This is a genomic window from Bacillus sp. FJAT-42315, assembly GCF_002797375.1.
Classification (GTDB): Bacteria; Bacillota; Bacilli; order Bacillales; family Domibacillaceae; genus Bacillus_CE.
Window position 1 is genome coordinate 13,650 of the sequence record NZ_KZ454941.1, and the last position, 21,638, is coordinate 35,287.

Below are 21,638 nucleotides of genomic sequence, written 5' to 3' on the forward strand. Positions count from 1 at the left end.
TCTATTTTTAAGAGATTTTCTTTTTGTTTTTTGAAAAGCTGATATTCATCGGGATCGATGTCCATTTCGGTAAGTTATGGGCTACCTTTGTCACAACCACTGTCATATCGTCTTCAATATCCCCCGCCCTTGTTCGAATCACTTCTTCCATTAACAAGTCAGCTACTAGTTGAGGATCATCCGTCTCCAATTCAGCGATCTTTCGTTTCATCCACATATCGTTGTTTTCCACATTTTTCGGTCCATCGAATACGCCATCACTCATCATAATGATTAAATCACCTGATTTTAATTGCTCGCTCACAACATCCACTTCAAACTCCTGAAGAATGCCCATCGGTAAATTGCTCGCTTCGACTTTAATAATTTTATTGCCGCGCTTAATAAAACTAGGAGTCGAGCCTACCTTTAAAAAATTAGCAGCAGCATCTTGCAAATCAATAATCACTAAATCCAACGTGGAAAAGATTTCATCTGTCGTTCGTAACTGCAAAATCGAGTTGACTGATTTGATCGCCAGCTTTTCTTCAATGCCTGATTTTAAAATTTGCTGAAGAAGCCGCAATGTTTCATTGCTCTCGTAATGAGCCCTTTCCCCGTTGCCCATCCCATCACTAATCGCCACCGCATATTTCCCAGCACCTAGTTCAATTGTTGAATAACTATCTCCTGAGACAAAACCTCCTCCTTTTGCCGCATGAGCCGCACCCGTTTCTATCGCAAATGCCTTAGCTGAACGGAACGTGATCTCACAAACTCCACCTATCCCTCCTTCACACTCTTCTTTATGAACAATAATGTTATCTCCTAAAATATCCGACAGCATTGGAGCTAATAGTTTTTGACATTCTCCATGCTGGTTGCTCGAATAAGGAACGGTCATATCAATATCGACATTGCTTTTTTGCAAGTTATATATATCAATTTGTTCAATCTCGATGCCAAACGACTCGATCGCTTCAAATATTTGTTCCTCTTGCTGATGATGATTTTCTCTTTCTCGCTGAATCTCTTCTGCAAAGTCACTCATCACTTCTGATACTCCTCGAAGCTGTTCCGCAACAAGCTTTCTACTATCGTATACTTGCTTTTTTAATTTTTGATTGGCTTGATAATAAGTCAACTGCTGGTTAACCGCCTCCTCGACGCGTTTCGGACGGAAGCAATGCCTTTCCAAATCTTTAGCCAGCTTTTGTGAAAGTTTTTCATTGCCTTCATCGAACTCGTACAATACATCTGTCATCAATTGATACGTTTGATTAAAATTAGTGGTCCAGCATTGTTCTTTTTTAAAGCAGGTCTGACATGTTTTCTCTGTCACATAACTTAGAAACATATCTACCTCCCGCTCCTCACATTCATCAAGATTATTCACATTAAAATGAGAAAAGCTCTTCGATAAAGCTTGAAACACTTCAGAAAACTGTTCCACTCTGTTAGCGGTCACATCCCTCATTTTCATTAAATATTGTTGTTGTTCCCTAGAATGCTCCGCAGTACCAGGAATGAGCTTGGCCAACTGATCAGTAACAATTTTTGGGGTTAAAAATAAGAACATAATGGCTACCAACGATTCATACATCGATGGCGCTAGCGGAATACCATTTTCATTGTACATTCCAGCAAGCAATGTGGCGGTCAACAACCCCATAGACACCCCTAACCTTCGCCATTCTTTCAATAATCCTCCCAACAATCCAGCGAAAGCAAGTAAACTCATTTGAAAAAAGCTAGCCACACTCGCAAGACTGAAAATCAATCCTGTCACTACCCCTACAGTTGATCCAACAGCAGCTCCAGAAATCAAAGAGAAAACTAAAACTAAATATCTTGAAAAGATGTGTTCAATAGATAATCCGTAAAGGGACCAACCAATCGTTCCTGATGTAATAGAGGCAAGCGTAATAATTAAACTAACGACCTCTTCCATTTTCAAAGATTTCACTCGTTTATTAAGTGCTAAAAACGGGATGCTCTGCATAAAAATAAGTGTCAAAACAAAAGCAAGCGCGGCTTCAATTACCCCCATCAATACATCATATCCATTAAGAATGTAACTATTTTGAATATAGGCTAATCCTAAATTGACACTTAACACGGTAAACAGAACAAGAAATGGGATAGAGATTGTGTCTTGCTTAGTGAAATTCTTAAACAGGCGATGTACTACTAAAAAGAGCACAATCGTCGCAAAGGAGTAACTAATTTGGTCAATTGATAAAGTGAGAGATCCAGCGAGTATGCCGATAAATGCTAATGGAGCAGATTCTCTCCTCAACATGAAAACGGATACAAAGAATGGCAGAGCGAACGGAGTTAAATGCGACAGAATTAAGGCACGTCCCAGCAAAAACCCGATCAATAAAAAGACAAACCCTTTTTCAAGCATCCATTCTTGCAATTGAAAAATCATTTTCTTCAACCCTTGGAACAGTTCTACTTTTCTCCCTTCTAAATCTACATGACCGACCGGCTCTACTATGTTTCTTTCTACTCTCTCCATAGTTAGCACCTCTATTCGTTTTTCGTTTGTTGAATATTATAAAGAAGGACAAGACAAAACTTTGTCAAAATGAGAGACCTGCCTAAAAAAAGTGTTCGACAATATGCACATCAAAAATGATTGACAATTGATTATGTCGTAAAGTATTATATTCATTGTGCTTCAAATAATCTTTGTTATAGCGGCGTAGCTCAGCTGGCTAGAGCGTACGGTTCATACCCGTGAGGTCGTGGGTTCGATCCCCTCCGCCGCTACCAAAATAGCAAAAGTAATAAGGCCCGTTGGTCAAGCGGTTAAGACACCGCCCTTTCACGGCGGTAACACGGGTTCGAATCCCGTACGGGTCATCGGCACAAAAAACCAGATGTTTTTGAATCCAAGCGGTTCAAACGCATCTGGTTTTTTATTGACATTGATTGCAATAACAAAAATAAAAAGCTGTTTCAAAAGCTTAAACGTCCGAGCTTTTGAAACAGCTTTTTTGTGAATGAAATGCCTTTAGAAAAATCTATTACACGAAAGTTTGAATAAGCAGCAATTAACCGCGTTTCGCGCCTCTTCCTCCACGTCGTGATTCCGTTTGGCGCTTCAAAGTTGACAGACGTTCTTCACTATCCTTTAAGAAACGAGCCATTTTCTGTTCAAAATTTTCTTTTGGAGGCGCATAGCTTCCTCTTGGCCCTTTAGAACGGTAATCATTATTTTTGGGACGGGGGCGATAGGACTGCTGTTGTTGCTGCTGTGGCTGGTCTTTCGCTTTTCGGATGGACAAACCGATCTTTCCATCACTCTCTACATTAATAACCTTCACTTCTACTTCATCGCCAACTTTTAAGTGATCGTTAATATCTTTCACATAATTGTCCGCTACTTCACTAATGTGCACTAATCCAGTCGAGCCTCCTGGCAGTTCAACAAACGCTCCGAATTTAGTGATGCCTGTCACTTTACCTTGTAACTTGCTGCCTACTTCGATTGACATAAAAAAATTTTTCCTCCTTAGAAATGATCGAACTTTACATTATATTATATTACGTAAAAAAAAGGTGTCAATATAACCTCTTCTTATTCTCCCGTCTTTTCGCCTTTTTCGTCAGCCTCAGGAATGTTAAAAATGATTTCATTCTCATCTGATAAAAAGTACTTCTTTCTCGCAAGCTCTGCAATATATTCATCATCATTCAATCGTTCGAGCTCTTCTTCATATTGCTTTTGTTGCTTTTTTAATTCAACTAGCGATGCTTGCGCTTCTTCTTTTAGTTTCTGCTTCTCTTCCAAATGAGCAGATTGGGAAATAAGTGTAGACCCAAGACCCGCAATAATAATGAGTGCTAAAATAGAGAAAGCAGCAAGCCTTCTGTATAACTTCTTCTTATGCCTTGCCACAAATAGTTCTCTTTTCGCCCAGTTGGAAACAAAAGCGTTTTTCAAAGCGATCACTTTTTGTTTATTTAATCCGCTCATTTCTCTTCCTCCCGGCTCATTTCTTCCAACGTTTTGCTATATTTATTAATTGATTCTTGGTGTATAGAAAAACTCCTGCTATTTTTTTATTTATACCGGCTAGTTTGTTTCGAATACGTAACGGTACTAGCTTAAAAATAAGGCGAACAGGAAAAAATATGACCTTTCCTATAAATAATAATAGGTGAAGACACATTTTGGCAAGGGTCATCAGTCCTTTCCCTAGCAAACATAGCAATTTAATCATCCATTGGCCAAGGGTGATCACAGGTAAAATGATTAAATAGTAAATTGTGTTCTTAATTAACATAAATACCTTTGAAAAAAATACGATGATCCACTCTAAAATCTTCAAATAAATGGATTTGAATAATGCCTGATAACCAGCAAAACCACATAGCACAGCTAAAAAAACATAGACACGGATTTCCCCATAGTTAATCCTGTATAGACTGTAAAACAATAAACCAGCATAAAGGCACCAGAAAATCATATCGCTAATAAAGGTCAGCCAGCGAGGGCGAGTTGGCCTTTGTAAAAAACGCTGATACGTATCTAGTAACGCACCAAAAATGAATCCCATAATGATCATCGTCATCATCGTTTCAAATTGAATAGTAAGATTCATTTGAATAACTTACTAAACAAGCCTTTTGATTTTTCGCCCGCTGAATGCGCTGAATACACGAAACTAAAGATCGTCCCTTTAATAGCAACTATCCCTTTGTCTACATCTAAATTCTTCATCTGCAAATTTTGACCCTTAATCGATAGATCGCCCATGACAGTGGTCAAAAGAAACTCTTCACTATCAAAGCTTTCAACCTGCTTCACTCCAGTGATTTCTAATAGTTTCCTCCCTCGCATTACTACATCATGTTCCGCCGTCCCTTTATCATGAAAATCATATGATTGATTCATCCTTCTCCCCCTCATTGTGGAAAGTACAAGCTTTGCCACTAAATGTATGCAGGAGAAAGCGAAACTATGTAATAAAGATACGAAGCTTTACTGCTCGTTTAATCTTTCTTCTTTTAGCAACTTATACATCCCTGCTGCTTCCTCTTTTTTCGTCGTTTCTTGAAGTTTTTCTACTTGAACGGTGAGCAGACGCTGACCTAAACGAATCGTCAATTCGTCGCCAAGCTTTACATTAGAGCTTGCTTTTCCCTCGATGCCATTAATCATTATTCTTCCTTGATCCGCTACTTCTTTCGCTAACGTTCTTCTTTTAATAATTCGTGATACTTTTAAAAATTTATCTAGTCTCATGATCTGTTCTCCTTTTCCTTATAAACCAAGCTGTTTCGCCTCATTCCAAAAGGCGTCTAATTCTTCCAACGTATATTCATTAAATGTTCGTTCACTCTCTTTTACCCGTTTTTCCACGTGAGTAAAACGACGATAAAATTTTTCATTTACAGCAATTAACGCTTCCTCTGGATGAATCGCATAAAAGCGAGATACATTGACAAGAGTAAACAAGAGATCACCAAACTCTTCAAGCAATCGACCTTCGTCACCACTCTTCACTTCATCAAGAAACTCTTTCCACTCTTCCTCTACTTTATCTAGTGCTCCTTGAGCATCCTCCCAATCAAACCCTACTTTTGCTGCTTTCTTCTGCAGTTCATAGGCACGAAGCAAAGCCGGTAATCCTTTCTCTACTTCATCAAGCAAAGCGGTTTCCTTTGTCCCTTTTTCCTGTTGTTTAATCTCCTGCCAATTCGCAACGACTTGCTCAGCACCTTCCACCACTTTTTCTCCAAATACATGAGGGTGGCGGCGAATCATTTTTTGAGCGAGAGTTTCAATGACATCTTCAATCGAAAACATCCCTTCACCTTCGCCAATTTGAGCATGAAGCAATACTTGTAAAAGGACATCGCCAAGTTCTTCAATGATATGATCATCATCTTGACGGTCGATCGCCTCAAGAAGTTCATACGCTTCTTCGATTAAATATTTTTTCAACGACTCATGCGTCTGCTCTCGGTCCCATGGACAACCATCCGGTGCACGAAGCTTAGCAATAATTTGTCGCAATACGGCAAACTCTCGATACGTTTGCTCCGCTTCTTTCACTGGTGGAACGTACAGTGAAGTTAAATTATTTAGCTCTACTTGACGATCTAACTCGTATAAAGGTATTTTCTTGACGATTTGTTCTGAGCTACCTGCTGCTGTCACGATATACACTTCATATTCATCCGCGTACTTTTCCATCAAAGTCAGCTTCACTTCAGAGGCAACAAAAGCATCATATACTTGAGCAATGACCACATGCTGAAAAATATTGATATCATCCCTATGTAAAGCTGTCCCATCTAAAAATTGAAAACCATCGATCGGGTCTGCTTCAATGGACGTGAATAAAGCGTCAAGAAAGCTTTGTCCGCCTGCGATGGAGATATCCCATTCCGGTAGCTTCCCTTTTTCCAACAACAATTGCACCGTTTTTTCTGCGACGATTGGGTGACCAGGAACGGCATATACCACTTCCTCTTCCTTTGTTGCCGCCAAAGTCAACTCGGCTACAATTTCTTCATACACCGCTTCAAATTGATCATGCTTTTCATATACATCATCAAAGCTCTTAAATGACACGCCCTCTGCTTGAAGCTCAGCAATCACTGGGTGATCGATCGTTCGTGCATACACTTTGTTCGTTCGTTTTAATAATTTGTATACACCAAGCGGCAATTGATCAAGCTCACCTGCTCCAAGACCGACAATCGTAATCGAATACGTCATATTTATCACTCTCTTCCTTAAATTTATTTCCTTTTACGATTCATTTCTCTCAGCTTATCTCCAAAAGGAATTTGTATCCATTCTTCTTCTGTAAATAAGTTCACTTTCATCATTGTATAAATAAATACAAATGCACCTATGGCTACGCTACTCAATGCCAGAACTGTCATTTGCAGGCGGTCCATATCATATGAAAATAAGAAATGTTCCGTTACCACTCGCCACATTTGTAAAGCTACCGTCATGATCAGCATAGAAAACAATGCTTTATATAAAAAGGTTGTCTGTATAAATGGCATTTTCAGTTGCCTACGAATGTATAAAGCAAGGGTGACCATAATAACACCTAGAGCAAGAACGGTAGAAATAGCAGCACCCGCTGTTCCATACGAAGGAACGAGCAGCATATTTCCAATATACTTAACAAACACCCCAATGACTACCGCTAAAGCAGGAATGATATCTTTATTTATACTTTGTAAAATTCCTGAAAAAGTTAAGATCACCGAGCTAAATAAAATGGACACACAAAAAATCGACAACACGAAAGACCCTTCGCTGTTTTCAAATAGCATTGCATTGACAGCATCCATAATATTGATCAAACCGACAGTAGCTGCTAGCCCAATAGTGACACTGACCTTTACAGCGAGCCGCATATATTCCCTCACTTGCTGTTGCTGATTTTTTTGAAAAGCGGCTGTCACAAGCGGAACGAGCGTCAACGATAGTGACACCGCGGCTACCGTTCCAAGCTGGAGCAGTGGTTGACCCCGATCGTAAATTCCTTTTGCGATCTTCGCTTCTAAGTCGCTAAGCCCTGCTTGAGTAAGCCCACTATATAACTGAAATGAGTCCACTAGCTGGAGCAACACAAGCATCATACCTGATACACAAATAGCAGTACCTTGAACGACTAACAAACGGATTTCCCTCTTATAAAATCCGTTCTTTCTAAGCAAACTAAGCTTAATAGTAGAATGGCGCTTCCGTATAAAAACATACAGCACGAGCATTCCGGCTAAACTACCCGCTAACGAACCGACCATTGCACTAGCACCCGCTATATATAGAGAATACCCTTTTTCGATCATCATATAAGAAAATAGCAATATGCCTCCTACGCGAATCAGCTGCTCTATCACTTGTGAGATCGCTGTCGGGACCATATCTCCTACTCCTTGAAAAGTGCCACGCCATACCGTCAAAAATGGCATGAGTAAAAAGGAAAAGGCAACGATTCGAATCATCGGAGTCAAACCCATATCCCCCATATATTTCGCCAGTGTATCGGCACAAAAAAAGATAACAGCGAATAATACTACACCTAACACACTAACAATAGTGAATGACAGTCGAGCAATCGTCTCTACATGCAGACGGTTTCCTTCTCTTTCTGCTACTAATTTAGAAATAATAATCGGAAAACCATAAGTAGACAAAGCAACCGCTATTCCGTATAACGGGTACACTTGCTGATAAATATAAAAACCGACATCCCCCACAATGTTTTGGTAAGGCACACGGTAAACCGCACTTAAAATTTTTACAAAAATTGCCGCTATCGTTAAAATAATGGCGCCTCGCATAAAAGATTTTTGATCCCCATTTGGCAATGAATTACACCTAGCCCTTCTAAACAAGCTATTACAAATTTAAATGATCTCAACAAAAAAAGGAAGCAGCTCGTTTTTTACTGCTCCCTTTCCTTGCTATTGTTCCATTTGTTTCGCTAAAAAGCTCGCGGCAGTTTCAGCTGATTTCTTCTCCACTTCACTCATCGTTCTCTCCGTTGAAAAAATTAAGACGAGCCCAATGGCATCTCCGTTAGCAATGATCGGAGCAACCGTATACGATTGCACCTCTTCTTCACGTCCATCGACAATTTCAACCGAACCACTAGGGTTATTTAACGTTGGCTGGCGCTCACTGATCGCCGACTCAATTAATGGTCCTACATTTTTATTCATATATTCTTTTTTCGCTACACCAGCGGTCGCAATGATTGCATCGCGATCACAAATCAGTACACTGCTATCCAAACTATCATGTAATGCTTCAGCATATTCTTGAGCAAAATCACCTAATTCACTAATTGGGGAGTATTTCTTTAAAATGACTTCCCCATCACGATCAACGAAAATCTCTAGCGGGTCTCCTTCTCGTATCCTTAACGTGCGACGGATTTCCTTTGGAATAACAACCCGCCCTAAATCATCAATTCGACGAACAATACCAGTTGCTTTCATCTTGTTGCCTCACTTTCATCAGATGATTTTTTTAGGACAATGAATAAACGATTTTTCATCGATATTCCTGTCACATTGATGTTATTATCTTTCATCTGGGAAGTTCTATGCATTTTGATGATTATTTTCTAGCATGTTCAAGATTTTGAATGATATCATAGGCCACTTCAAACCATGCTTCAGCCGTCAGTTGTTGAATATTAATCGTGATTTTTAATTGATTACTTTCCATACCTAATCCTACGGCACGACCGTGTTTATGACAAACTTCAAATACTTTAGAGCCATTGATTTGCTGTGTACCGACTTCACTCATCCAAATCGTGACTAGCTCTTTTTCTTGCTTAATTTTTTCGAGTTGAACAAAGCTTGCGTATACTTTCATTTCTGCCACTCTAAATAAATCATTTACTTCACGAGGGTATTCACCGAAACGATCGATCATTTCTTCCTTCAGCTCTTCTACTTCTTCTAATGAATCAACGCTTCGGAAGCGTTTATACATTTCGATTTTCTGTTGACTATCCTTAATATAAGTGTCTGGAATATACGCATCAATCGATATTTCTATTTCAAACACTGGCGCCTTGTTCTGTTCGTCGACACCTCGTTTTTGTTCTACTGCTTCCTTCAGCATTTGAGAATATAAATCGAAACCGACAGAATCGATAAATCCATGCTGCTGAGCACCTAGCAAATTACCTGCACCACGAATGGATAAATCACGCATCGCGATTTTGAAGCCCGACCCTAGCTCGGTAAATTCCTTAATCGCCTCTAAACGCTTTTCCGCTGTTTCTGAAAGCACTTTATCTTTGCGATACATGAAATAGGCATAAGCGACGCGATTGGAGCGTCCGACACGCCCTCTAATCTGATACAGCTGGGAAAGCCCCATTCGATCGGCATCATGAACAATTAACGTATTCACATTCGGAATATCTACACCCGTTTCGATAATCGTTGTCGTCACTAACACATCAGATTCGCCTTCTAAAAAGCTTAAAATGACTGCTTCTAGCTCTCTTTCCGTCATCTGTCCATGAGCATACGCTACTTTCGCATCTGGAACGAGCATCGAAATTTCTTCTGCTTTTCTTTCAATATCCTCTACTCGATTATATAAATAAAAGACTTGCCCATCCCGTGCCAGTTCTCGCTCAATCGCTTCTCTAATAAGTGCGGGATTATTTTCAGCCACAAATGTTTGCACCGGAAAACGGTTTTTCGGTGGTGTTTCAATGACCGATAAATCGCGAACACCTAGCATTGACATATGTAGTGTTCTTGGAATCGGTGTCGCCGTTAACGTTAATACATCGACATTTGTTTTTAATTTTTTGATTTTCTCTTTATGTGTGACACCAAAACGCTGCTCTTCATCCACAATGAGTAAACCGAGATCATGATATTGCACATCTTTCGATAACAAGCGGTGAGTACCAACGATAATATCAACCGTTCCGCTCTTTAGCCCTTTTAATGTCTCTGTTTGCTGCTTCTTCGATCGGAAACGACTTAATAAACCGACATTGATCGGAAAATCACGAAAGCGCTCTAGCATCGTCTCATAATGCTGTTGAGCAAGAATCGTGGTCGGCACAAGAAACGCCACCTGCTTCTCATCTGCTATCGCTTTAAAAGCAGCCCGAATCGCCACCTCTGTTTTTCCATAACCAACATCTCCACATAACAAGCGATCCATCGGTCGTTCCTTTTGCATATCCTGTTTAATTTCTTGGATTGATCGAAGCTGATCTTCCGTTTCCTCATACGGAAAAGCGGTTTCAAATTCGCGTTGCATATCACCATCTGGAGAAAATGCATATCCTTTCGCCGCTTCTCTTTCCGCATACAGCTTGATTAAATCATCAGCAATGTCTTGAACGGAGGATTGTACTTTATTTTTGACTCGCTTCCATTCACTCCCGCCAAGCTTATATACTTTCGGTTCTTTCCCTTCTGAACCGACGTATTTCTGGACCAATTCGATTTGCTCCACTGGTACATATAATTGATCCGTTCCTTGATATTTAATATTTAAGTAGTCTTTATGAACACCTTTCATTTCCAGTGTTTCAATGCCTAAGTATTTCCCGATCCCGTGATTGACATGAACGACATAATCACCAGGCTTTAGTTCAGAGTAGCTTTTAATCCGTTCAGCATTAGAGAGCTTTTGACGGCTCTTATTTCGTTTCGTTTTCTTGTTAAATAACTCCTGCTCAGTGATTATCGCTAATTTCTGCTCAGAGAATTCAAAGCCTGCTGTTAGTGAGCCTAAACCGATTTGAACCGCTTGTTCCGTCACTATATTTTTTTCAGAAGAAAGCGTTGCCTCAATCTCGTAATCTGCGAGAACTGTTGCTATTTTTTTCATTCGTTCCTCGGTCTCACCTAGAAACACTACCGTCATGCCAAGCTTTTTCCAGCGCTCCACTTCTGTATGGAGAACATTCATTTGTCCATGGAAGTTTTGCATCGAACGGCTAGAAAATTTAATGACATTCTCCGGGCTTGTGCCTGCAACTTTACGCATAAATAACGAAAGATAAATGATCGGCTGCTTAATTTTTTCCTTCACTTCAGCAAACGAGTAAGAAAGCTTCATGTCGTGGACGATCTTTCCTTCCTCTAGTAAAGACGTGTACCACTCTGCTTCCTCTTGTTCTAGCGAGTCATTCAGCTCTTTAATACGGCTCACTTCGTCGAAAAACACGAGACCATCTTGCGGCAAGTAGTTAACAAGGCTCATCGGCTCTTCATACATAATCTCCATATACTTCGACAGGCCGTCAATGCTTTGTCCTTGTTTTAACTTCTCCATTTCCATGTTTATATTTTCTTTTAATAGCTTTTGAGTCTCTTCATTTTTGACCTTCTTTAAAGATTCCTCTAATGCTTGTTCAAGCCGCTGAGCAAGCCTGACTAAATGAACAGGCTGATAAGGTGTTTCCGTTACAGGGCTAACCATAATAGATTGTTTATTTTCTAATGACCGCTGGTTTTCAATGGAGAATGTACGAATAGAGTCCACTTCCGTATCAAAAAATTCGATCCTCACGGGGTCTTCTAATGTCAGCGGATAAATATCAATAATTCCACCACGCAAACTAAATTCACCTGGACCATAGACCATATCCACTCTCTGATAACCCATATGCATTAACTCATTGATCATTTGATCTAAATCAACGTCTTGTCCAACCGTCAGCTGTTTTTGTAACGCCCTCCATTCGTGCTTTGGCGGCAATAATTTACGAAGTCCAGAAATAGGAACGATATAGATCCCCTTTTTCTCTTTGACGATGTGGTTTAACACTTCAATTCTTTGAGCGCGAAGTTCAGGGCTAGCTACACTAATTTCTGCCGCAATGAGCTCATTAGCGGCATACAAATATACCTCCTGCTCATCAGTGAATTGCAGAAGATCATCATATAGCTTTTGAGCTTGTAGCAAGTTATAAGTAATCACCATAATCGGCTTATTGGTCTGTTGGTAAGCTGAGGCAATCAGTAATGCTCTTGAAGATCCCGTCAGCCCGGCGGCTAACTGCTCCTTTAAGCCCTCCGATAGCCCGCTAACTAACACTTGGATATCTTGATTTTGTAAAAATATATTTTGTAAACTATTCACACACGGTTCCTCCCCTTTTAACTGCCAATCCCTTCAATCCCTATTGCAAAGTGAGTTCTTTCTACTGTTCCGACAATTTAAACAGAAAAATGCTTTGGATCAGCATCCAAAGCTACTTACTGTATAAAATAATCATATTCGTGGAAATCAGGATTCCTTTCAAGGGATTCCTGACAATCTTCACATATTATTTTAATCTTCATCGTTCCGTCTTGATCGTATTGAATCATATCGGTTCTTTCATGATCCGTCAGTGCGTGAATGCCTAACCGTTTAGTAGAGATCACCGATTGATCAAGCGAACCAACTAAAGTATTGCAATGACGGCAAAAATAATGAATAGCCATCTGTCTTCCTCCTCGCAGCCCACTGCATCAATGATTAAATTTAGTATAGGCACGACAGACGACATTTATTCACTTATTGATTAAATTTGTTCATCACTTCAAGAAATGGATGATCAAGCCATGCTTCTACTGCATCAGCGCTTGTAGTAATCACACTCTTCATGTTTTCCTTCTCTTCGGCAGTAAACCGTCCTAGTACATAATCAGGTACTTTCATTGGGGGTGTTGGGCGATCAATCCCAATGCGAATTCGATTAAATTCCTGCGTACCGACATGAGCAATGGTCGACTTAATGCCGTTATGTCCTCCAGCACTGCCTTTTTGGCGAAGACGAATCTTACCGACGGGCAAATCTAAATCATCATAAATAACGAGTAGATCTTCAACATCAATATTATAGTATCGCATCACTTCACCGATGCTTTCACCTGATAAATTCATATATGTAAGCGGTTTAAGAAGAAGCACCTTCTCCATTCCTTTACGAACGACCGCATAAACGCCTTTGTGCTTCGCTTCTGTTAGCGGAGCTTGAAAGCGTTCTGCTAATTCATCGATTACATCAAAGCCAATATTATGCCTTGTACCTTCATATTTAGAGCCTGGATTCCCAAGGCCTACTATTAATTTCATCATCTGCACCTCAAATTCCTTCTTAACTATCCAATTGAAGCTATGTAATTTTAAGTATAACTCACAAATGATAGAAATTATACAGTTCAAAGCCAAGCATTTTGTAATTATCCATATTTCTTTGTTAAAACAAAAAAGAGAGTACTACAGCTTTTTCGATTTAGCACTCTCTTTATGACATTATTTCTGTTTTTCTCCACAAAAAATGAACTACTTACCCTACAAGGCTCCTATCTAATTTAGATAGGAGCCTTGTAGATCTGACCATTAGAAACATCATCATTTATCTATATTATTCGCTGGATACTTCTTCCTGTTCTTCCGTCACATCATCTTCTGCCGAACGAGGAGCTAAAATAGATAGGATAGTTTCATCATCTTCATGATTGATTTCAAAAGAATAGTGATCACGGATATCTTTAACAGCAATCACATCACCGATCGCTAAATTTGAAACATCTATCGTGATATGTTCAGGGAATTCACTTACTTTAGCTGTCACCGATAACTCAAATAATGGTTGTTGAAGTACGCCGCCTTCTTTTGTACCAATAGCTTCACCTTGTGGATCAATTCGCACATTGGCTGTCATTTCAGAAGATAAATCTACCGCTAGAAAATCAGCATGAACGATATGATTCTTGATCGGATCTTGATCATAATCTTGCAATACGACATTATATTTTTTTCCTTCCATCGCTAAAGAAATAACACCGTTACGTCCTACTTCTTTAATCACCTTAAAGAAGGCTCCTTCATCTACGTAAATAGACTCGCTATCGACTCCTTTACCATACACGATCGCAGGAAAACCACCTTCATTGCGAAGTTGCGTTAACCCCGATTTTTGAAAACTATTTCGTTTTTTTGCCTCAAGTACTGAACTCATTAGAGAAACTCACCTTTCTGTTTAATTTTTCTATTTTTACTAACTAGCTTCCTTTTTAAATATTCCCTTTTAAAAAGACTTTAAACATCATAAGTGTGTTTCTCTTTACTCAACCAAAAAAAGAGCCCTTCAACAGGCTCTTTTTTTACGTATTAATCAAATAATGTGCTTACTGATTGCTCTTCATGAACGCGTACGATCGCTTCACCGATTAAAGAAGCAACTGATAATTCAACAACTTTATCGATCTTTTTCTCTTCTGGTAAAGCAATCGAGTTTGTTACAACAAGCTCTTTAATGTTAGAGTTTTGAATACGCTCAATCGCTGGTCCTGAAAGAACTGGATGCGTACAGCAAGCGTATACTTCCTTCGCTCCATTTTCTACTAGTGCGCTAGCAGCTAAAGTGATTGTTCCAGCTGTATCAATGATATCATCGATTAGAATCGCAACTTTTCCATCAATGTTACCAACAATATTCATCACTTCTGCTACATTTGGACGAGGGCGACGCTTATCAATAATCGCAATCGGTGCTTTTAAGCGATCAGCCATCTTTCTCGCACGAGTTACACCACCGTGGTCCGGAGATACGATGACAATATCTTCACTGCTAATGTTCTTTCCTTTAAAGTAATCAGATAAAATCGGTACACCCATTAAGTGATCGATTGGAATATCGAAGAACCCTTGAATTTGTGGCGCATGTAAATCTAAAGTAATAACACGAGTTGCTCCTGCTGTTTCAAGTAAGTTCGCAACAAGTTTAGCCGTAATTGGTTCACGAGCACGAGCTTTGCGGTCTTGACGCGCATATCCATAGTATGGAAGAACAATATTAATCGTTTTAGCAGACGCACGTTTTAAGGCATCAATCATGATTAACGTTTCCATTAAATTATCGTTTACAGGGCCGCTTGTGGATTGAATGACATAAACGTCACAGCCACGAATACTTTCTTCGATGTTGATTTGAATTTCTCCGTCACTGAAGCGTTTAACAGAACATTTTCCTAATTCAACTCCAATAGAATCAGCGATTTCTTTTGCTAGAGCTGGATTAGAGTTAAGAGCAAATAATTTTAAGTTTGGGTCTAAATACTGGTTATCCATAGTGGGCCTCCGCTTATTTGTTTAAGTTTAGTTTTTGAACGTAATTTTCTTTATTGACTTGACGTGCGCGAGCAATCGATAATGATTCCCCAGGAACATCCGCTGTAATCGTTGAACCTGCCGCTACATAAGCACCTTTTCCTACCGTGACAGGAGCGACAAGATTTGAGTTACAGCCGATGAATACATGATCTTCTATTTTCGTTAGAAATTTATTTTTCCCATCGTAGTTCACTGTAATCGAACCGCATCCGATGTTGACATCGCTTCCTACCTCAGCATCACCAATGTAGCTTAAGTGAGAAGCTTTGCTACCTTTACCAAAGACAGATTTCTTAATTTCCACAAAGTTTCCTACCTTGACTTCATCATGAATCTCTGAAGCCGGACGGATATGTGCAAATGGACCGATAGCTACGTCACAGCCGATTTCACTATCTGTAGCAACCGATTGACGAATCGTTGTACGATCACCAATTCGGCAGTTGTTAATTTCACTATTCGGACCGATCTGACAGTCTTCACCAATCACTGTATGACCTGAAAGAACCGTTCCTGGGTGAATAACTGTGTCTGACCCAATCGTTACATCAGGACCAATATACGTATTTTCAGGACTGATTAAAGTCACTCCGTTACGCATATGGTCAATATTGATACGCTCACGCATAATTTTCTCCGCCTGGCTTAACGCCACTCGATCATTCACACCAAGCGTTTCATCGAAATCTTGCGTCTGATAAGCGGTTACCTTTTCACCAGCATCTTTCAAAATTTCGATGACATCTGGTAAATAATACTCGCCTTGAACGTTATCATTTGATACTTTCTTTAATGTTTCAAATAAAGCTCGGTTATCGAAGCAGTACGTACCTGTGTTAATTTCTTTCACTTGTCGTTCATCAGCAGAGGCATCTTTATGCTCAACAATCCGCTCCACCGTTCCTTCTTGGCTTCGAATAATTCTACCATAGCCATCTGGATGTTCTGTGTAGCCTGTCAAAATGGTTGCTTTCGCTTCTTGCTCTTGATGATATTTTACAAGCGCTTCCATTGTTTCCGATTTAATCAATGGAGTATCCCCACATACGACAAGGGTACAACCATCTTCTTTTGCAAGAATCTCTTCTGCTTGCCTAACCGCATGAGCAGTACCAAGCTGCTCTGCTTGTAAAGCAAATTCACTTTTGTCGCCAAGATAGCCTTTAACCTCTTCTGCTCCATGACCGACAATCGTGACAATCTTTTGTGTATGTAAATTCGAAATTTGATCTATTACATGTTCTACCATCGGTTTACCACAAACTGGATGCAACACTTTATAAAGCTTAGACTTCATTCGTGTACCTTTACCTGCAGCAAGAATGACAGCATAAATATTCGTCATTTGGGGTCCCCCTATAACCTTTTTGTCCATATTGAATATATCTCAAAAAGGGCTTCATTTCAAGATACTGAAAAAGTGACAATTTTTTGTCCTCGATGAAAGAAGAGGAAAGGAGGAGGGATTTTTACGGTTTAGTCGTTAACATGAAAAAAGAGCCGTACCTTAGAAGTCGGCTCTTGTTGCGTTTGATTTTTTTTACGAAGCTCCTGCTTCTTCTAATTCTACTTCTTCCAATTCCCCTAACCGGTGATATTCTGCTAAAACAGCATCTTGGATTTTACCGCGTGTGTTGGAGTTGATTGGATGAGCAATGTCGCGAAACTCGCCATCTGGCGTACGTTTACTCGGCATTGCAACAAATAGTCCGTTATTGCCATCGATCACACGAATATCATGAATAACAAATTCATTATCTAATGTAATTGATGCAATCGCTCTCATTCGGCCATCCGTATTTACACGTCTTAATCTCACATCAGTGACTTCCATTCTGTTTCACCACCCTTTCCCCCTATATAAAAAGCTTAAACTAATAATTCAATAATATTTTTAATATTCCTTCTTTTTTCAAGAAAAAGTTTGAAATATTTTTGTTATTTCCCAAAAAAATACACTCGTGATTATTTCACGAGTGCAATTACTTCGATTTCAACTTTTGCATCTTTTGGTAATCTAGCTACTTCCACACAAGATCGCGCTGGTTTATGATCGGCAAAATAGTGACCATACACCTCATTAACAGCGGCGAAATCCTCCATATCAGCTAAAAATACAGTCGCTTTAATGACCGTTTGTAAAGAGGCTCCTGCTTCTCGTAGCACCGCTTGTAAGTTGGCGAATACTTGGTGCGTTTGAGCAGTGACATCTCCCTCTACCATTTGGCCTTCAGCTGTTAATGGAATTTGCCCCGAACTAAAAAACAAATTATTCACTAATACCCCTTGTGAATATGGTCCAATGGCTGCAGGTGCTTTTTCAGTCGATACAGTTCTCATCCTAATCTCCCCTTATGAAAAATCAATATTTCTTGAAAAATAATTACCTTCAACTACCGAAATGGCTTGTTCTTTCACATTGACATCTTGTAATTTAACGAGCGAAATATAATCCTCAACTAGTCGCTCATCATCATGCTCAGCTTCCACTAGCACAGCAATTCCTGCAACGGTTGCATTGAATTCCTCAAGTAAGCTCATCATGCCGTTAATCGTGCCGCCTGCTTTCATAAAATCATCGACCAGAAGTACTTTTGCTCCTTCTTTCAAGCTGCGTTTCGCCAACACCATCGTTTGAATTCTCTTTGTCGACCCTGAGACGTAATTGATGCTGACAGTAGGTCCTTCTGTTACTTTACTATCTCGTCTAACGACAACAACCGGAACATTAAGATGAGAAGCAATCGCATGAGCAATAGGAATCCCTTTCGTTGCTACGGTCATGATCGCATCGATTTCCATCCCGGCATAAGCGGAGGCTAGTAACTTTCCTACTTTATGAATCACTTGAGGATGGCCAAGCAAATCCATCATGTATAAATAGCCACCCGGAAGCAAACGCTCCGGCTTTTCTATTTGTTCACATATACGAGCGATAAACTCACGTGCCTCCGCTTCACTTACTTTAGAATAATATTTCACGCCACCTGCTGCGCCAGGAATCGTTTGTAACGTACCGATCCCACGCTGTTCAAATGTTTCTTTCACAATCGCTAAATCTTCACTAATCGACGATTTAGCTGAACCATAGCGTTCAGCAAAAAACGTTAAAGGAACTAGCTGTTGCGGATGTTCCAATAAATAATGCGTCATATCAATTAAACGTTCACTTCGACGGAACTTCATGTTTACTTCTGCCCTCCTAAGGAGTAAAACCGAATATTTAATATTAAATATATATTAACATACGGCTTTAATCAACAGGATTTCCGTCTCCTAACAATCGTACAGCATACACTTGATCACAGAATCCTCTTAAGCCGTTATACACGCGGTGCATTCTCGAATCGTGCTGAATCAGTCCAAATACCGTCGGACCACTGCCACTCATTAATACAGCATCGGCACCGAAACGTTCCATTTGCTCCTTAATGAGAGCTACTTCTGGGTAAAGCTTTAATGTGACAGACTCTAGCACATTCCCTACATTTGTACATACACTCGCATAGTCCTGTGTATCAATTGCCTGTAGCATCGCTTTTGTATTGGGATGCTTCAATCCTTCTAGCTTTAAATTTTTATACACTTCAGCCGTTGATACACCAATCGTCGGCTTCGCAAGAACTACCCAACAATTCGGCGGAGGAGGCAGGTGTTGGATTTTCTCTCCTCTCCCTTTTGCCAAGGCTGTTCCCCCATATACGCAAAAAGAGACGTCAGAGCCTATTTCAGCCCCTATTTCAGCTAATTCATCTAAGCTGAGCCCAAGATTCCATAACTGATTTAATCCTTTCAATGTAGCAGCTGCATCACTGCTCCCCCCCGCAAGTCCTGCTGCTACTGGAATCACTTTTTCAATTCCAATCGTTACACCGGAACGAACGTGAAAGCGATCCTTCAGAAGCTGAGCCGCCTGATAAGCAAGATTTCGACTATCATCAGGGACAAAACGATTATGCGAAATAATGCGAATTTCATCTCCTGATAAAGGTTCCAACTCTATGCGATCAGCTAAATCAACGGTTGTCATAATCATTTCTACTTCATGATACCCGTCGTCTCGTTTATGTAATACGTCGAGTGTCAAATTAATTTTCGCTGGTGCTTTCATCATTATCTTCACTATGGGCCACCTACTTTTGTGCACATTACAGTTTGTCTTATTTTATCATAAAGTCCGTATAGATTTTTGGATTATGGTATTTTAACATTTCTTTTTTGTGATGAAAAGCTGTCATATAAAAAGAGAACCGGAATTCTCCGGTTCTCAGGCGGTTTTAATTTAGAAGTGATGAAAAGCATCAGCGTTTGTTAGCTAATTGGTTTTCTGCAAGTTCAATCGCACGTTTCACCATGTTTCCGGCATCTCGAGTCGTAATTCCTCCCCAGCCTTCTCGTTGAACAGTATCATAAAACCCTAACTCTTTCGCAAGCTCTTCTTTCAATTGGTCAGACATGACTCCTCGTCTTCTACCCATTGTTCTCCTCCTTTTACCGCCTGTTTATAGCTTTTCCTGCCTCTAACAGAAAATAAGCGGGAAAGGATGGAAAGTAATAGACAAAAATAAAAAGCAGTAAACAAAATGTCCACTGCCAACTTAAACTGCACTTCCTGCTGCATCTTCAAATGTTAATTCTACTGTCTCTGTCAGAATATCTGCGTAGCTATAAGAAACTCTTTCGAACGCATTTTCCGCTTGATCTAACTCAACGACAAAAACTGCCTGATAGGTTTCAGCTAATACACCGGAACGCTCAATTGTTTTTCGGCGTCCTCCATTCGCTTTTAGCAACAGTCTTTTGCCTAAATTAGAATCAAGGGATTTTTTAATGTCGGCTAATGTTTTTGGCATCCGCTTCCACCTCACTAGTTGAATTATAACACATGTAAAGGTTCAAGTCAAATAAATAAATAATTTTATCAATCAACACCCCTTCTTGTCAACGTTTTTTATTTTACAAAACTCTGCTTTTTTCACCATACATTTAGCCTACCCAACTTTTATCTATTCATGACAAATAAAGTGAAACTTCCATCCGCGGAGGTCCTTACTATGCCTCCTCAGTCTTCACTTACCTGATGAAAAGGCATTCCTAATCGTAATAGTCCTCGCGTTTCAATTCCACCAAGCCCTTTGTCTCCGGTTAATGTATTTCTTAACACTTCTCGAACATTGATCATTTCGTTAAAAGGAGTAAATCCAACCTTTGCCGATATATACACAGGATCTAGAGCGTGAATGTTGACACGAAAGGGCGAACTAGCAAAATTAGCTCCTGCTCGGATCATGGATTCAAAATGAGATTGACAAGCTCCAGCAAAAATCACCAACTGGTCGAGATGAGGTACTTTCTTTCGAGCATTTCTGACCGCTTGCACAAAATATTTTGAATGTCGATACGCTTGAAGATCTGACTTACTCCCCTTCACTTTAGAGTAAGAATCATGCCCTGTAATGACTAATATATCCGGACGATATTGATCCATTAAATCAGATACTTTTTCTGGCATTTCCCGCTCTAAGCAATGAACGCCATATACAGGGAGTCCGATCGCTTCATAAGCAGCTAAGCACTTCTTTAAATAATTGGGGTCCCCATCTAAATGCAACACTCTTCCAGGGATTTGAAACACGTCATTTTCTTCACGATAACAGCTTGTCGCCCGATACTCCTGTCTTTCTTTAATTAACTCTAATTCTTGGCGAAACAAATGTAATGATTGCTCCTCTAAGCGCCTCGTATCATCCCTGATTCGCTTGCGTTCGTCAGAATCCACCTCAATTAAATCAGATAACGGGGCATCTGCAATCAATCGATAATCCTCGCCAAATAAAATGGCTTGTTTTCCTTTACTCGTTTCTTGAATCGCTGTCACTCTAAATAAAATATCGTTTCCATACGATGGACGGCTAACAATAGAGTTCACTTGAATCGTCACATTCATCATCCCCGTTGATTTTTACTCTTCTTCCTCATCCTATGCAACAGTAGGAAATTTGGCTCT

General features: G+C 39.9%; 22 protein-coding genes and 2 tRNA genes. 2 read left to right on the top strand and 22 right to left on the bottom strand.

Features of this window, described 5'->3' with window-relative positions; translation table 11 throughout:
• Positions 1 to 7: 7 nt before the first annotated feature.
• Positions 8 to 2,503: a stage II sporulation protein E gene (spoIIE, locus tag CEF22_RS00075; protein ID WP_100401250.1), complete on the bottom strand. Its 2,496-nt coding sequence runs from the start codon at positions 2,501 to 2,503 to the stop codon at positions 8 to 10.
• A 180-nt stretch (positions 2,504 to 2,683) separates the two neighbouring features.
• On the opposite strand from spoIIE, the gene CEF22_RS00080 reads away from it, so the two are divergent.
• Positions 2,684 to 2,760, top strand: a tRNA-Met gene (locus CEF22_RS00080).
• 18 nt (positions 2,761 to 2,778) lie between these two features.
• Positions 2,779 to 2,850: transfer RNA gene (locus tag CEF22_RS00085), tRNA-Glu, on the top strand.
• A gap of 191 nt (positions 2,851 to 3,041) precedes the next feature.
• Here the strand turns inward: CEF22_RS00085 and CEF22_RS00090 are convergent.
• From CEF22_RS00090 to yabG, 21 genes are all read right to left on the bottom strand, one after another.
• Positions 3,042 to 3,485: a S1 domain-containing RNA-binding protein gene (locus CEF22_RS00090; RefSeq protein ID WP_095479481.1), complete on the bottom strand. Its 444-nt coding sequence runs from the start codon at positions 3,483 to 3,485 to the stop codon at positions 3,042 to 3,044.
• Between the two features lie 83 nt (positions 3,486 to 3,568).
• Positions 3,569 to 3,967 (bottom strand): FtsB family cell division protein, encoded by a 399-nt coding sequence (locus tag CEF22_RS00095; RefSeq protein WP_100401251.1) that lies wholly within the window; start codon positions 3,965 to 3,967, stop codon positions 3,569 to 3,571.
• 16 nt (positions 3,968 to 3,983) lie between these two features.
• The gene (gene yabQ, locus CEF22_RS00100; protein ID WP_100401252.1) at positions 3,984 to 4,595 is read right to left on the bottom strand and encodes a spore cortex biosynthesis protein YabQ; all 612 of its coding nucleotides are present in this window, start codon (positions 4,593 to 4,595) and stop codon (positions 3,984 to 3,986) included.
• Complete coding sequence (yabP, locus tag CEF22_RS00105; protein WP_094835002.1) at positions 4,592 to 4,888, bottom strand: sporulation protein YabP; 297 nt, start codon at positions 4,886 to 4,888, stop codon at positions 4,592 to 4,594. Before yabP ends, yabQ begins: the two co-directional genes overlap by 4 nt.
• Positions 4,889 to 4,975: 87 nt before the next feature.
• Positions 4,976 to 5,239 carry an RNA-binding S4 domain-containing protein gene (locus tag CEF22_RS00110; RefSeq protein ID WP_094835003.1) on the bottom strand — a complete coding sequence of 88 codons (264 nt, stop codon included), beginning with the start codon at positions 5,237 to 5,239 and terminating at the stop codon, positions 4,976 to 4,978.
• A gap of 18 nt (positions 5,240 to 5,257) precedes the next feature.
• The gene (gene mazG / locus CEF22_RS00115) at positions 5,258 to 6,721 is read right to left on the bottom strand and encodes a bifunctional methyltransferase/pyrophosphohydrolase YabN (protein WP_100401253.1); all 1,464 of its coding nucleotides are present in this window, start codon (positions 6,719 to 6,721) and stop codon (positions 5,258 to 5,260) included.
• A gap of 23 nt (positions 6,722 to 6,744) precedes the next feature.
• A complete protein-coding gene (locus tag CEF22_RS00120) occupies positions 6,745 to 8,337 on the bottom strand; it encodes a putative polysaccharide biosynthesis protein (RefSeq protein WP_232726028.1) in 1,593 nt (530 codons plus the stop codon).
• 96 nt (positions 8,338 to 8,433) lie between these two features.
• Complete coding sequence (gene spoVT / locus CEF22_RS00125; protein ID WP_095479486.1) at positions 8,434 to 8,970, bottom strand: stage V sporulation protein T; 537 nt, start codon at positions 8,968 to 8,970, stop codon at positions 8,434 to 8,436.
• 121 nt (positions 8,971 to 9,091) lie between these two features.
• Positions 9,092 to 12,607: a transcription-repair coupling factor gene (mfd, locus tag CEF22_RS00130; protein ID WP_100401254.1), complete on the bottom strand. Its 3,516-nt coding sequence runs from the start codon at positions 12,605 to 12,607 to the stop codon at positions 9,092 to 9,094.
• 116 nt (positions 12,608 to 12,723) lie between these two features.
• Positions 12,724 to 12,954 (bottom strand): anti-sigma-F factor Fin family protein, encoded by a 231-nt coding sequence (locus CEF22_RS00135; RefSeq protein WP_100401255.1) that lies wholly within the window; start codon positions 12,952 to 12,954, stop codon positions 12,724 to 12,726.
• Between the two features lie 73 nt (positions 12,955 to 13,027).
• Positions 13,028 to 13,588: an aminoacyl-tRNA hydrolase gene (gene pth, locus CEF22_RS00140; RefSeq protein ID WP_100403857.1), complete on the bottom strand. Its 561-nt coding sequence runs from the start codon at positions 13,586 to 13,588 to the stop codon at positions 13,028 to 13,030.
• Positions 13,589 to 13,880: 292 nt separating this feature from the next.
• Positions 13,881 to 14,477, bottom strand: coding sequence for a 50S ribosomal protein L25/general stress protein Ctc (locus CEF22_RS00145; protein WP_100401256.1), 597 nt, complete (start codon positions 14,475 to 14,477; stop codon positions 13,881 to 13,883).
• 152 nt (positions 14,478 to 14,629) lie between these two features.
• Positions 14,630 to 15,589, bottom strand: a complete 960-nt coding sequence (locus CEF22_RS00150) for a ribose-phosphate diphosphokinase (protein ID WP_094835010.1) — start codon at positions 15,587 to 15,589, stop codon at positions 14,630 to 14,632.
• A 13-nt stretch (positions 15,590 to 15,602) separates the two neighbouring features.
• Positions 15,603 to 16,976, bottom strand: a complete 1,374-nt coding sequence (glmU, locus tag CEF22_RS00155; protein WP_100401257.1) for a bifunctional UDP-N-acetylglucosamine diphosphorylase/glucosamine-1-phosphate N-acetyltransferase GlmU — start codon at positions 16,974 to 16,976, stop codon at positions 15,603 to 15,605.
• A gap of 195 nt (positions 16,977 to 17,171) precedes the next feature.
• Positions 17,172 to 17,465, bottom strand: coding sequence for a septation regulator SpoVG (gene spoVG, locus CEF22_RS00160; RefSeq protein WP_041101893.1), 294 nt, complete (start codon positions 17,463 to 17,465; stop codon positions 17,172 to 17,174).
• Positions 17,466 to 17,596: 131 nt separating this feature from the next.
• Positions 17,597 to 17,971, bottom strand: a complete 375-nt coding sequence (locus tag CEF22_RS00165) for a RidA family protein (RefSeq protein ID WP_100401258.1) — start codon at positions 17,969 to 17,971, stop codon at positions 17,597 to 17,599.
• 12 nt (positions 17,972 to 17,983) lie between these two features.
• Positions 17,984 to 18,817 carry a pur operon repressor gene (gene purR / locus CEF22_RS00170; protein ID WP_100401259.1) on the bottom strand — a complete coding sequence of 278 codons (834 nt, stop codon included), beginning with the start codon at positions 18,815 to 18,817 and terminating at the stop codon, positions 17,984 to 17,986.
• A 67-nt stretch (positions 18,818 to 18,884) separates the two neighbouring features.
• The gene (gene ispE / locus CEF22_RS00175) at positions 18,885 to 19,754 is read right to left on the bottom strand and encodes a 4-(cytidine 5'-diphospho)-2-C-methyl-D-erythritol kinase (protein WP_100401260.1); all 870 of its coding nucleotides are present in this window, start codon (positions 19,752 to 19,754) and stop codon (positions 18,885 to 18,887) included.
• A gap of 178 nt (positions 19,755 to 19,932) precedes the next feature.
• Positions 19,933 to 20,109: a small, acid-soluble spore protein, alpha/beta type gene (locus CEF22_RS00180; RefSeq protein ID WP_094835016.1), complete on the bottom strand. Its 177-nt coding sequence runs from the start codon at positions 20,107 to 20,109 to the stop codon at positions 19,933 to 19,935.
• 120 nt (positions 20,110 to 20,229) lie between these two features.
• Complete coding sequence (gene veg / locus CEF22_RS00185) at positions 20,230 to 20,484, bottom strand: biofilm formation stimulator Veg (RefSeq protein ID WP_094835017.1); 255 nt, start codon at positions 20,482 to 20,484, stop codon at positions 20,230 to 20,232.
• Positions 20,485 to 20,693: 209 nt separating this feature from the next.
• Positions 20,694 to 21,572 carry a sporulation peptidase YabG gene (yabG, locus tag CEF22_RS00190; protein ID WP_198507994.1) on the bottom strand — a complete coding sequence of 293 codons (879 nt, stop codon included), beginning with the start codon at positions 21,570 to 21,572 and terminating at the stop codon, positions 20,694 to 20,696.
• Positions 21,573 to 21,638: the final 66 nt, after the last annotated feature.